This window comes from Nisaea sediminum (assembly GCF_014904705.1).
Lineage (GTDB): Bacteria > Pseudomonadota > Alphaproteobacteria > Thalassobaculales > Thalassobaculaceae > Nisaea > Nisaea sediminum.
In genome coordinates, this window is record NZ_JACZCQ010000015.1 from 45,177 (window position 1) to 58,535 (window position 13,359).

General features: G+C 63.0%; 8 protein-coding genes and 1 pseudogene. 5 read left to right on the plus strand and 4 right to left on the minus strand.

Annotation, left to right across the window (positions count from 1 at the left end; all coding sequences use genetic code 11):
* Positions 1 to 4 precede the first annotated feature (4 nt).
* Both gabT and IG122_RS22860 read right to left on the minus strand, forming a co-directional pair.
* On the minus strand, positions 5 to 1,309 hold the full coding sequence (gene gabT / locus IG122_RS22855) for a 4-aminobutyrate--2-oxoglutarate transaminase (RefSeq protein WP_193188880.1): 1,305 nt from the start codon (positions 1,307 to 1,309) through the stop codon (positions 5 to 7).
* Between the two features lie 82 nt (positions 1,310 to 1,391).
* The gene (locus IG122_RS22860; RefSeq protein ID WP_193188881.1) at positions 1,392 to 1,958 is read right to left on the minus strand and encodes a VOC family protein; all 567 of its coding nucleotides are present in this window, start codon (positions 1,956 to 1,958) and stop codon (positions 1,392 to 1,394) included.
* A gap of 171 nt (positions 1,959 to 2,129) precedes the next feature.
* Here IG122_RS22860 and IG122_RS22865 point away from each other — a divergent pair, with 171 nt between their 5' ends.
* Both IG122_RS22865 and IG122_RS22870 read left to right on the plus strand, forming a co-directional pair.
* Positions 2,130 to 2,561 (plus strand): hypothetical protein, encoded by a 432-nt coding sequence (locus IG122_RS22865; RefSeq protein WP_193188882.1) that lies wholly within the window; start codon positions 2,130 to 2,132, stop codon positions 2,559 to 2,561.
* A gap of 349 nt (positions 2,562 to 2,910) precedes the next feature.
* Positions 2,911 to 6,219: a transglutaminase family protein gene (locus IG122_RS22870; RefSeq protein WP_193188883.1), complete on the plus strand. Its 3,309-nt coding sequence runs from the start codon at positions 2,911 to 2,913 to the stop codon at positions 6,217 to 6,219.
* A 25-nt stretch (positions 6,220 to 6,244) separates the two neighbouring features.
* Here IG122_RS22870 and IG122_RS22875 read toward each other — a convergent pair whose 3' ends face one another.
* A complete protein-coding gene (locus IG122_RS22875) occupies positions 6,245 to 7,033 on the minus strand; it encodes a zinc-binding metallopeptidase family protein (RefSeq protein ID WP_226893882.1) in 789 nt (262 codons plus the stop codon).
* Positions 7,034 to 7,051: 18 nt separating this feature from the next.
* Positions 7,052 to 7,294 (minus strand): annotated as a pseudogene (locus IG122_RS24235) (zinc-ribbon domain-containing protein); the annotation flags it as partial.
* 638 nt (positions 7,295 to 7,932) lie between these two features.
* Here IG122_RS24235 and IG122_RS22880 point away from each other — a divergent pair.
* The 3 genes from IG122_RS22880 (at position 7,933) to IG122_RS22890 (ending at position 13,345) form a co-directional block, all read left to right on the plus strand.
* Positions 7,933 to 9,576: a Hint domain-containing protein gene (locus IG122_RS22880; RefSeq protein ID WP_193188885.1), complete on the plus strand. Its 1,644-nt coding sequence runs from the start codon at positions 7,933 to 7,935 to the stop codon at positions 9,574 to 9,576.
* 110 nt (positions 9,577 to 9,686) lie between these two features.
* The gene (locus IG122_RS22885) at positions 9,687 to 12,083 is read left to right on the plus strand and encodes a WD40/YVTN/BNR-like repeat-containing protein (protein ID WP_193188886.1); all 2,397 of its coding nucleotides are present in this window, start codon (positions 9,687 to 9,689) and stop codon (positions 12,081 to 12,083) included.
* Between the two features lie 95 nt (positions 12,084 to 12,178).
* Entirely contained in the window at positions 12,179 to 13,345 is a 1,167-nt protein-coding gene (locus IG122_RS22890) for an MFS transporter (protein WP_193188887.1), read from the plus strand.
* The last annotated feature ends 14 nt before the right edge of the window (positions 13,346 to 13,359 follow it).

Consider the following 13,359-nt stretch of genomic DNA (forward strand, 5'->3'; position numbering starts at 1 on the left):
GCCGCTATTCGGCGGCGGCACGACCCGCCGACAGCTCGGTGAGGGACTTCTCGATCATGTCCATACCCTCGTCGATCAGCCTGTCTTCCGCGGTTAGCGGAACCAGAATGCGGATCGTGTTGCCGTAGACTCCGCAGGACAGCAGAACGAGTCCGTTGTCGAGCGCACGGGCGCAGAGCGCCTTCGCGGCATCCGCGTCCGGCTCGTTGCCACCCCGCGATTTCACCAGCTCGAACGCGATCATCCCGCCGAGATTGCGGATATCTCCGATCGGGAGCACGTCATTGCGCTCGGCAATGCGATTGATCCGCCCGGTGATGCGCTTGCCGATCTCGGTGCTGCGTTCCAGCAATTTGCCTTTTTCGATGGCCTCGAGAACGCCGAGCGCCGCGGCGCAGCCGACCGGGCTGCCGCCGTAAGTGCCGCCGAGACCGCCGGGCTCCGGCGCATCCATGATTTCGGCCTTGCCGATCACGCCCGCGAGCGGGAAGCCGCCGGCGAGGCTCTTCGCGGTGGTGATCAGGTCAGGCTCGACGCCGGAATGCTCGATCGCGAAGAGCTTGCCGGTCCGCCCGAACCCGGTCTGGATCTCGTCGGCGATCAGGACGATGCCATGGGCGTCGCACACCTCGCGCAACCGCTGGATCAGTTCCTTCGGCGCGATGTAGAAGCCGCCTTCGCCCTGCACCGGCTCGATAATGATGGCCGCGACGCGCGACGGATCGATGTCCGCCTTGAAGAGGCGGTCCATCGCATCGAAGGTGTCCTCGACGGTGACGCCGTGCGGCGGCATCGGGAACGGCAGGTGATAGATCTCGCCCGGGAAGGGACCGAACCCCTTCTTGTAGGGAACGACCTTGCCGGTCAGGCCCATGGTCATGTGGGTCCGGCCGTGAAAGCCGCCGCTGAAGGCGATCACGCCCGGGCGTCCGGTATGGGCGCGGGCGATCTTGACCGCGTTCTCCACGGCTTCCGCACCGGTCGTCACGAAGAGCGTCTTCTTCGGGCTTTTGCCGGGAGCGAGTTCGTTGAGACGCTCCGCCAACTCGACATAGGCGGTGTAGGGAACGACCTGGTAGCAAGTGTGCGTAAAGCGGGCGAGCTGCTCGTTTACCCGCTCCATGACGATGGGGTTGCGGTGGCCCGTGTTGAGCACGGCGATGCCACCCGCAAAATCGATGAAGCGTCGACCTTCAACGTCCCAGATTTCGGCGTTTTCGGCACGGTCGGCATAAATCGCCGTCCCGACGCCGACGCCACGCGGTGTTGCGGCGATCCGGCGATCGTTGAGAGACTTGTTGCTGGTCATGGTCGTTCTCCTGGATGAAGAAACTCGGTAATTTTCGATGTCCGGCGGTGCGCACTCCGCGCATGCCGGATGCTTTTTTGGATCAGGCGGCCTGCGTATCCGCCCCGAGGGCCTGAGGCTGCTGGGTCATCACCTGCTCGAACGTCTGATCGACGTTGTCGGCGCGCGGTTCGTGGACGGAAAAACCGGTCGTCTGCGAAGTCTTCTCCACGGAACCGGAGGCCGGAATCTGCGCGATCCGGCGCGACACGCTCCACACGTGGCCGAACGGATCGATGAGCTTACCATAACGCTCGCCCCAGGGCATATCGGCCAACGGGACGAGAATCCCGGAGCCAGCGGCGACCGCCCGCTGCCAGATCTCGTCCGCATCGGCGAGATAGAGATGCATGCCGACGGCGGTGCCGCCGAAGCCGAGCGGGGAGAAGATGCCGAAGGCAGGCATTTCGTCCATCACCCGGATGACGGAAGTGCCGATCTTCAGTTCGGCCTGCAGCACGAGGCCGGTATCCTCGGCGACGGTGCGGGACAGCACGATCGCGCCGAGGACGTCTTCGTAGTAGGCGAGCGCGGCTTGCGCGTTGCGCACGACGAGCTGGGGCGTAACGGTCCGGTAGCCTTTGGGGATCGGGGCAACTTTCCTGGTCATGAGTCTGATCCTGTTTCGAGAGGGGGGATTGATTTGTCGGCGCCGCCGGGCGCCGTACGCTCTGCCGCAATTGATCTCGGTGAAAAAATGCGTGGCATCAATCCTCGACACCATTTATCATGATGTACAACATGGCGAATGATGTGGCCGGATAAATCGAAAGTCAACACTATGCTTCAAGATGTCGCTCTCGGTGTAACGACCACGATCACCCAGGCGGATATCCCCGTCCTGCGGGCAGAAGGTCGCCTCGGCGAATATGCCGTCGTTTACCGTGCCTATCGCCAGCAACAGGGCGGTGGCTTCGGCGATCAGTCCAAGCACCCGTTCGCCTGGGGCGTTCTGGTCTATGTCGACACCCAACTAGCCCGGGTTTACAGCGCGCGCGGCCTTCCGAGGGAGTGGACCGACCTCACTCGCCTCGAGAAATGGATGCGCGAACAAGGTTTCTGGTACTGGTGGATGCGCAACGACCTTGAGCCCTTGTCCCTGGGGTCGGGTGAAGACGAGGACGAAGCGGAAGATGCATCCGCGGCCGACGCACCGCCGGAACCGCTTCCGGGCGATCTCGGCCATCCGCCGGCGATGGGAGAAACAGCTTAGGCTGGTCCCGGAACTTCTTCAGTCAACCGCAAACCTGTCGGCAATAATCGCTTTCGATCGGTTGTGGCGCGGTTCGGATCCGGCGGCGGTCGGTAACCGAGCTTCTCCCTATCGTGCGGCTTCGCCCAGATTCAGCGGCAAACGCTATCCCGCGTCGAAATCCCTCGCTTTGCCTGTCAAAGACATTACGATTTTCGCAACCATGCATATGGTTGGGAAAAAATCGGCTCGACAGGCCCGGGCGCACTGGTGCCGGGAATACCGGTCGGTAAGATGGTGGGACGGCCGCTTCGGAGGAACAAGACCGGGCCGGTTCCGTCCATCGTCGTGAGTGTGCCTGAGGGAAAATATGTCGATCAAAGCCGCCATTTATCATCTGACACACTACAAATACGACCGTCCGGTGGTGCTCGGTCCGCAGATCATTCGGCTTCGGCCCGCCCCACACAGCCGGACGCGGGTGATCTCGCACGCGCTGAAGGTCAGTCCGTCCGGTCATTTCGTGAACCACCAGCAGGATCCCTACGGCAACTGGCTTGCCCGCTTCGTTTTTCCCGAACCGGTCACCGAGCTGAAGATCGAGGTCGACCTGACCGCCGACATGACCGTCTACAATCCCTTCGACTTCTTCGTCGAGGAAACTGCCGAAAAATGGCCCTTCGCCTATGGTGAGGATATCGAGCCGGATCTGGTCATCTACCGGACGCCGGAGCCGGTCGGACCGCTCCTGCAGACGTTCCTCGATACGATAGACCGGAATGAGACAGGCACCGTCGACCTGGCGGTTGGGCTGAACACCCGGCTGTCTCAGGAAATCGACTACGTGATCCGGATGGAGCCGGGGGTGCAGACGCCCGAAGAGACGCTGGGCGTCTGCAAGGGGTCCTGCCGGGATACCAGCTGGCTTCTGGTGCAGATCCTGCGCAACCTCGGCTTTGCGGCGCGCTTCGTCTCCGGCTACCTGATCCAGCTCAAGCCCGACCTGGTCTCGCTCGACGGGCCCGCCGGGACGGACAAGGACTTCACCGACCTGCATGCCTGGGCCGAGGCCTATATCCCCGGCGCCGGATGGATCGGCCTCGATCCGACGTCGGGGCTTCTGACCGGTGAGAGCCATATCCCGCTGGCCGCCACCCCGCATTACCGCAACGCCGCGCCGATCACCGGCATGGCGAGCGCGGCCAATGTCGATTTCGCCTTCGACATGCAGGTCAGCCGGGTGGCGGAGCACCCGCGGATCACCAAGCCGTTCTCGGACGAGTCCTGGGCGGCACTTGACGCGCTTGGCAAATCGGTCGATGCCGCGCTCAAGGCGGGCGACGTGCGTTTGACCATGGGCGGCGAGCCGACCTTCGTGTCGATCGACGATTTCGAGTCCGACGAGTGGAACACCTCGGCCGTCGGTCCGACCAAGCGCGCGCTGGCCGACAGTCTGATCCGCCGCCTGCGCGACGAGTTCGCGCCAAACGGGTTCCTGCATTACGGCCAGGGCAAATGGTATCCCGGAGAGACCCTTCCACGCTGGACCTTCTCGCTCTACTGGCGGCGCGACGGCAAGCCGGTCTGGTCGGACGCGGGATTGATTGCCGAGGAAGGCACAGAGACCGGCGCGAAGCCGGAGCAGGCGGAGGCCCTGCTGCAGGGGATCGCCGAAGAGCTCGGCGTGGCGGAGGAGTTCGTGGTGCCGGCTTACGAGGATCCGGCGCTCTGGGTCGTGAAGGAAGGCAATCTTCCGGAGAACGTCACGCCGCAGGATTCCAAGCTGGAGGATCCCGAGGAACGCAACCGCATTGCCCGGGTATTCTCCCGCGGGCTGACAAAGCCGTCCGGCTATGTCCTGCCTGTCCAGCGCTGGCAGTCGAAGGCGACCGGCACGAAATGGCGCTCGGAGAAATGGAAGACACGGCGCGGCACGATTTACCTTGTGCCGGGCGACAGTCCGGTCGGCTACCGTCTGCCGCTCGGCACCCTGCCGCACGTGCCGGCGGCGGATTATCCCTATGTCTATCCGATGGATCCCTCCATGCCGCGGGGGCCTTTGCCCGATCCGGCGGAGCGCGAGCAGATGCGGGCGTCTTTCGTCGCTGCCGAACCGGTGCAGGAACGTGTCGAGCAGGAGGTTGGCGATTTGTCGGGCGCCGTGCGTACGGCGCTTTCGATCGAGCTGCGCGATGGCAGGCTCTGTATCTTCATGCCGCCGGTGGAGGAACTCGAAGATTATCTCGAGTTGATCGCCGCGGCGGAGAAGGCCGCGAAATCGCTGGGGGTTGCGGTGCATATCGAAGGCTATGCCCCGCCGCACGATCCGCGCCTCAACGTGATCCGCGTCGCTCCCGATCCGGGCGTGATCGAGGTGAACATCCATCCCGCGTCAAGCTGGGACGAGTGCGTCGCGATCACCGAGGCTGTTTACGAGGCCGCGCGGCAGACCCGGCTCGGCGCCGACAAGTTCATGATCGACGGCAGGCATACCGGCACCGGTGGCGGCAACCACGTGGTCGTCGGCGGGGCGACGCCGCTCGATAGCCCCTTCATCCGCCGCCCCGATCTGCTGAAGAGCATCATCCTCTACTGGCAGCGTCATCCGAGCCTGTCCTATCTCTTCTCCGGCCTCTTCATCGGCCCGACCAGCCAGGCACCGCGGGTCGACGAGGCGCGTCATGACAGCCTCTACGAGCTCGAGATCGCCCTTGCGCAGATCCCGAAGGCGGAGGAGGCGGAGCGGGTGGTGCCCTGGCTCACCGACCGGCTGCTACGCAACATTCTGACGGACGTGACCGGCAATACGCACCGGGCCGAAATCTGCATCGACAAGATGTATTCGCCCGACGGTCCGACCGGGCGCCTCGGTCTAATCGAGTTCCGCGGTTTCGAGATGCCGCCGAACCCGCGCATGAGCCTGGCGCAGCAGCTCTTGATCCGCGCCATCATCGCCCGGCTATGGGCGGTCCCGCTCGAGGGCAATCCGGTCCGCTGGGGCACGACCTTGCATGACCGCTTCATGCTGCCGCATTTCGTCTGGGAGGATTTTGGCGAGGTCCTCGGCGACCTGGCGGACCACGGCTTCCCGCTCCGGTCCGAATGGTACGAGGCCCAGGCCGAGTTCCGCTTCCCGTTCTGCGGCGAGGTCAGTTACGAGGGCGTGGACCTGGAAATCCGGCAGGCGCTGGAGCCGTGGCTGGTGCTGGGCGAAACCGGGGCGATCGGCGGCACCGTGCGCTATACAGACAGCTCCACCGAGCGGCTGCAGGTCAAGCTCACCGCTGCCGATGCCTCACGCTACCGGGTGGTCTGCAACGGCCGCGCGGTGCCTTTACAGAAGACGGCGGAGAACGGTGTCGGTGTGGGAGGCGTGCGCTACAAGGCCTGGCAGCCGGCGAGTGCGATGCATCCGGTGCTGCCGGTCGACGCGCCGCTGGTCTTCGACATCTACGACACCTGGACGGGGCGGGCGCTCGGGGGCTGCAAGTACCATGTGGCCCATCCCGGTGGGCGGAACTACGAGACCTTCCCCGTGAACGGTCACGAAGCCGAGGCGCGGCGGCTGGCGCGATTCGAGGCGCACAGCCACAGCCCGGGGCACTACGAGCCGCAGGTGGACAGGCCGCATCCGGAATTTCCGTTCACGCTCGACCTGCGACGTCCGCCAGGCCCGTGAGGCGCCGCCCAATTTCACAGGGTTTTCAGGCGGCGGGCGTGGCCCTGTTCGCCGAGATCAGCTCATGGACGAATTTCAGCTTCTCGAGAATCGCCGGCGTCAGCACGAATGGATAATAGTCCTGGTTGCCGAGCGAGCGGTTCATCGCGTTCATTGCCACGGTGAGCGGAACCCAGTGATCGATCAGTTCCTGGACCTCCGCGACATGAAAGGGATCCTCGAGCTGGACCAGTGGCGGCTCGTCTGCACGGAGCGGCTGCGGGTTGATCCCGTAGGCGTAAGCCGTTTCCAGTCCGTCGACCATGTGGAAGTAATGCGCCCAGGTCTCGGCGAAATCCTCCCATGGATGGGCCGCTGCGTAGGCGCTCACATAGGAGATCTGCCATCCCGGCATCGGACCGTTGACGTAATGGGCCTTTAGTGCTTCCGCATAGTCGTTGCTCTCGTCCCCGAAACAGGCGCGGAACGCCTCGGTCGCGGGTTTCTCCCCGATCAGCTTGGTCCAGTAATAATGCCCGAGCTCATGCCGGAAATGGCCGAGCACTGTCCTGTAGGGCTCGTCCATCTCGGCCCGGGTTTGCTCGCGGACGATATCGTCCGCCTCGGCGATATTGATCGTGATGCGGCCGTTCGCATGCCCGGTCATGATCCGCTCGGCCGTGCCGTCGGGGCCGATCTCGTCGTTGAGGAACGCGAAGTGCAGAGATCCGGATGATCCTTCCGGTCCGCTCTCCATCGGCAGTTTGAACTTGATCATCGCGTAGAACAGACGCCGCTTGGAACGTTCCAGCCGGGACCAACGGGAGACGTTCATCTCGACGGAAAGATCCGGTATCAGTGTTGTATGGCGGCAGCTGAGGCAGAGCTCGTGATCGTCACTCTCGGAAAGCCAGTTGCAGCCGATCAGGTCGCGGTTTGCGCAGGGCCTGGCGCCGGCGGCTCCATCGTTGTCGAGAGGTAGTGCCAGAATGCGGTCTTCCGGCGGCAGATACCCCAGCAGGGACGAACACCATACGCATTGGCTATTGCTGAAATGAACTTCATTTCCGCAGCTGGGACACAAGAAACGGCGCAATGTGGTTCATCTCTCCGGAGCCGCGGATGTCTTCCCCGGCCGCATTAGATTGGGATATGCGCTCGTGCGCGATGAGGATTGTCAGGGCTGGTTTAGGGTCAATGCAAGTCCGTTCGGTAGCAGGCCGAGACGACCGGGGTAATTACCAATCGACGGCGAACCGCATCAAGGTTTTGCTGATGACACCAAGCGGCCGCGTGCGCGGATTACCTCACAGCTCATCGGTGCCGCGAGTTCGGTCCTGTCTGCAATCCGGATCTTGATTGCCCCCGCAACCGGCTCGCGCAGGCAGGTCGGATCGTAATCTTTTCGAACAATCAATAATTGTTATTTTTAAAAAATAGGTGAAGCCGCATGCGACTGTAGTCACAGAGTTTGTCGGTTGACGTCATCCGAAGCGCGGATTTACTGTCGTAATTTTGTATGCAATTGAAAGTAAACTAAAAATTCAAAACCCATTAAATATTAATGTCATACGATTGAGTTCCGGCCTTTCCCTCTTTCTCTGCTTCATTCCTGTTTTCAAAAAAATGCAAGTTCACCGGCTGTATGTGTGTCGTCATGTATGCAATGAATAATTGTATTAATTGCAGTACGAGCGGACATCCCGTCCGCGGGACGGATCCAGGGAGGAAAGCATGGCGAGCGCAATAGACAGAGTCCTAGCAAAGAGTCCCGAACGCGAGCAGGTCGCGCTCGATGTGACGGATGGGGCGGTCCTTGAGTTCCTGCAGGACAGCTACGCCCGGGCGGGCCTCGGGCCGGAACGAGCACCCGGACTTCACAGGAAATTGCAGGAGCAGCACGAACTCGACCCGAAGGAACTCGCGGCTGCGGAGAAGAAGGCCACTGCACCGACCGCGACGATGAAAGCGCTGGACGATGACGGCTGGGAAAGCGGTGCGGTCGATGGCGGCGTCGGAAAGACGTCAAGCGGCGGATACGCTACATCGACGGGGTTTGTCACCTTCGTCGGCGGTGTTTCGTCCGCCTACAGCGTAATTCAGGTGATCGCCCCGACAGAAAACAACAAGGTTCTGGCCAGCGGGCAGAATGCGGGTTTTGACGGCGCGACGACGGTGCCGTTGATGACCAACGCAACCGGCGCGCAGCCGATGCAGAACGATGTGAAGGTCAATATCATCTACTCCTATCAGGTGGTTCCCGGCGCGCCGCTGCAGCACAAGAGCTACCAGACGACCGTGAACGCGCTGGGCGGTTTCGAGAAACCCACCGTCGATCAGCCCAAGCAGACAGCCGCGCATGTCGGGAACTCGGCCATCAAGATCGGTCTCGGCCGCGGCCCGATCGGTCAGAACAAGGCCGATGTCGATTACTGGTTCTGGCAGGGGACCAACGACACAACCTACGCCGTCCCGTTTGTCGGGAACGTCAATTTTCCGCAGAACGTCGACACACCGCTTACGGTCGGGACGAACTTCTTTCCGGAATTCACGCTGACGCGCACCGACGGCGGCTACAAGAAGCTCATGGGGCAAGGCCTGACCAACGCCGTCAATGGCTTCTCGGTGAGCGGTCAGACGCTGAGCTGGCGCCTGCCGGCGACGAACGAAGCCGCTACTACCAATCCGATCGTCTTCGGCGCCTTGAACTGGCAGACCGAGAGCAACGTCTTCCTGACCGCCCAGTTTCCGGCCACGCTCGCCGACGGCACCCTCGGCTTCGCCGCTGTCGTCAGTACCGACCAGACGCCGCCGGAGACAATCGGCACCGCTTACATCAAGCCGATCTGGTTCGTGTATCATTGCGTCGCGCCAGGCACGCTTGTGACCCTGGACGATGGTACGACCGCGAAGATCGAAGACATCTCGGTCGGACGCAAGGTGCGGGTCGGTGCGGACGGCCGAGCGCTGCCGGTCCTCGCCAACGCGGTTGCGCCACACCGGGGCGAGGCGTTTCGCCTGAAGACGAGTGCGGGCCGGGAACTGACCATGAGCTTCGGTCACCTCGTGCTGACGCCGTTCGGTCCGCTGCGGGCGCAGGATCTGGTCACCGGCGGCGAGGTCCTGACGGAAAAGGGAACCGAGAAGATCGTCTCGATCGAAGAGATCTTCTACGACGGGCTTTTCTACAATCTCGAGATCGACGACCCGGAGGCCGACGGCGGCTCGACGCTTTTTGCGAACGGCGTGCAGATCGGAGACATGCGCATGCAGGCCGATCACCGGCGGAGTCCGTATCGCGATGTGAAGGCATCGCTTTCGAGGATCGATCCCGACTTTCATCAGGACTTCCTCAACCACCTCAGCTTAGCACTGTAACGCTCCAGAGCGGCCGGTCCGCTCATGCGGACCGGCCGGGCCGGGTCCTCCACCCTGAAGGCGGTTGTTGAACGCCCGGCCAGAAAAGCCATCCCAAGGAGGAACGAGTCATGGCCACGCGTGTCGAAAATCAGGTTGCCGAGTCGACTGGGATCGCCGTCGAGCGGCTGCAGGAAATCAAGAGGCGGCGGTCCCTCGATGACGAGGTGCTGCCGGAGGTGCCGCCCGAGGCCCTTATCAGATTGAACGAACGGCTCGAGCTGCCGGATATGCCGCTGGCGCGCGAGGATTACCTCGCATTGCGCTACCGGGATGCCGAGGGCCGACTGCCGGAACCGAAACAGATCTGGCAAGCGAAGAGCGAGGCAATGGAGCTTCGCAATCTCGTGGAGCCGCGCATGGTTGCCGGCATCCCGACGGGGCCCGCGATGGCGGACATCTCCGAAGAGGGGATCGCAATGGCCAAGGCTGCGAAACCCGTCTGGAAAGAGGCCGGGCCGGGCAATATCGGCGGCCGCACGCGCTCGATCGTACCGCATCCGACGACGCCCGACCTGCTCTATGCAGGCAGCGTCGGGGGCGGGGTCTGGAGGAGCGTCGACAATGGTCAGTCGTGGCACCCGCTTGGCGACGGCATGGCCAATATGGCGGTCTGCAGCATGGCTGTTGCGCCGGACGGCGCGCTCTTCGCCGGAACCGGAGAAGGTTTCGGCAATGCGGACGCCCTGCGCGGTGCGGGGATCTTCATCAGCCCCGGCGGTACCAGATGGTTCCAGCTGCAGAGCACGCTCACGACGGATTTCCAGTGGGTCAACCGGCTTGCGATCCTGAACGATCCCAGCGGCTATGTCATACTCGCGGCGACGCTGTCCGGAATGATGCGCAGTTCGGACCAGGGGCAGACCTGGACCAAGCAGCTGGTCGCCAGTCTGACCGATGCAAAAGCGCATCCGACGGACCCGTCGAAGGCGGTCGCGGCAACCAATAACGGCCGCGCCTACTATACCGACGACGGCGGCCTCACCTGGACGCGCGCGCAACCCAACCCGAATTGGGGAGCGGGACGTGTCGAACTTGCCTATGCGACGGCCAATCCGGACATCGTCTACGCATCGGTCAACCAGAACAGCGGCGAAATCTGGAAGTCGACCGACGGCGGGCAGACCTTCACCAAGCGTGCGAGCCATACCAGCGGTGGCGCTGCGGCCAATTATCTTGGCGGGCAAGGCTGGTACGACAACGTGATCTGGGCCGGCGTGCCGAACGATCCGGATTTCGTCATGGTCGGCGGAATCGATCTCTGGCGATCGACGGATGGCGGCGACACCCTGACGCGGATCAGTTCATGGTGGCTCTGGAACAGCGGATCCGTCCATGCCGACCACCACGTCATAGTGCCGTCGCGCGGCTTCGACGGCGTCAACAACAAGGCGGTTTATTTCGGCAATGACGGCGGGATCTATCGGGCCGACAATGTCCTGACGGCCGGGACTCCAACGACCACAACCGGGTGGAGCAAGCTCAACAATGAGTACGCCGTCACCCAGTTCTACTACGGTGCGGGCAACAACGGTTCGGGCCAGATCGTGGCGGGCGCGCAGGACAACGGCACGCTGACGACGACGACGGCGACGGGGCAGAACTGGTACAACCTGTTCGGTGGCGACGGGGGAGCCTGCGGCGCCGATCAGAACGACAACAAGACGTTCTACGGCGAATATGTCTACCTCCAGATTTTCCGTTCGACCGATACGGCGAATTCCGGAAGCTATATCTGGGGTCAGGGCAAGCCGGCTCCGTACCTGCTGAGCGATGCCGGGTCCGGCGCCACGTCGCTCTTCATCTCTCCCTTCAAGGTCGATCCGAACCAGACCCAGCGTATTCTGGCCGGCGGGACGTCGCTGTGGCGGACGAACGACGCGAAGGCAGCGATCACCGGGGCCACCGGTCCGAGCTGGGAGAACATCAAGGCCAGTTCCGCGGCTTCCGGGAGGATCAGCGCGATCGCGATCGCTCCCTCCTCGTCGGACGTGGTGATGGTCGGGTACCAGTGGGGGCAGGTCTGGCATTCGACGAATGCCACGAACGCCACGCCGACCTGGACGAGAAACGGTCCGTCCGGTGTGCCATATTGCACCTCGGTGTGCGTCGATCCGACAAACACGGATATCCGCTACGCGACCTTCGGCGGATATGGCGGCAGCTCGGTCTGGCGCTATTCGAGCGCAAACACGCCAAACTGGAATAACATCACGCCGCAAAATTTCCGGGTTCCGGTACACAGTATCGCGGTGCATCCGGCGCACAACAACTGGCTCTATATCGGAACCGATTCCGGTCTCTGGGTCAGCGACGACAGCGGTGCGACCTGGGAGGCCGGAAATGCGGCACCCACCAATTGTGCCATCTTCGACTTGTTCTGGATGGGTGAGACCCTGGTCATCGTGACCCACGGCCGCGGCGTCTTCACGGTCGACCTGAGCGCGACCCCGGACCCGTCGGTCTGAGCGAAAGCGATACCGACCAGCGGAGCGGGAGCCGGCATGCGCGGCCGGCCCCCGCGCCGAGGCATGGCGGTTAACCGGAGCGCTGGAGTGTCCTCATGCTGAAGAACCTGTTCCTCCTGCTCGGTGCCGACGCGCTGGTGCGGTCCGCGTACCAGATGGGCAAATCCCCGGTGCTGCCGGTCTTCGCGGCAGCGCTTGGTGCCGATGAGGTCTTTCTCGGCATCATCGTCTCGGTATCGGTGATGACCGGTATGGCGACGAAGCCGGTTTTCGGCTTTCTCTCCGACCGGTGGGGGCGCTGGATCTGGATGGTCGTCGGCGTTTCGATCTTCAGCGGCGTCCCGGTCCTCTACTGGTTCGTGACCTCGCCGAGCGAACTTTTCGCGATCCGCTCTCTCCACGGCTTCGCCACCGCCATCTTCGGGCCCGTGACGCTGGCCTACGTCGGCAGCATGGCGCCGTACCGGAAGGCAAACTGGTTCGGCTGGTTCAGTCTCGGACGCGGCGCCGGTTACGTCATCGGCCCGGTCGCCGGAGGGTTCCTGCTGTCGGTTCTCTCTCCGCAGGCGATCTACACACTCGTCGGGTTCATCAGCCTGGCCGCGTTCATTCCGCTTGCGATGATCGACAAGGGCGCGAAACCGGAGCGTCGCCCTCGGTTCCGGCTGCATGTCCGCCGGGCCCTGTCGACGGTGGCACGCTCGCCGGCGATCTGGTTTCTTGCCGCATACGAGACCTTCTATTTTGTCGCTTTCTATGCCTTGAAAGCGTTCCTGCCGGTCTATGCCCTCTCTGCGGGCATGGACATCGCGATGGTCGGGCTGTTCTTCGGCCTGCAGGAACTTGTGTCGCTTTCCTTCCGCCCGATTGCCGGCATCGTCGGGGACAGGATTGGCTACATGCGGGCGATCATGACCGGGCTTGCTCTGGTCAGCGCAGCACTGTTCCTGCTGAGCCAGACCGATGCGGGCGCAATTCTGTTCGCGGCCGCCGTGTTGATCGGCATCGGGTCCGGATTGATCCAGCCGGCGACGCAGGCTCTGCTCTCCAACCAGGTCGGCAGCGACGATCAGGGATCGGCCTTCGGTGTGTTCGGAGCGATACGGAACGGCGGAAAGGTGCTCGGTCCGGTGCTGGGCGGGGTGCTCATTTCCGTCTATGGCTTCCACGGGACGCTGGTGCTCTTCTCGGGTATGCTGACCGTCGTGATCGCGTTGGCCGCTTTTGCCGGAGTCCGGAAAATGGCCGCGCGGAAATCGTGACCGAATTCTGAGCC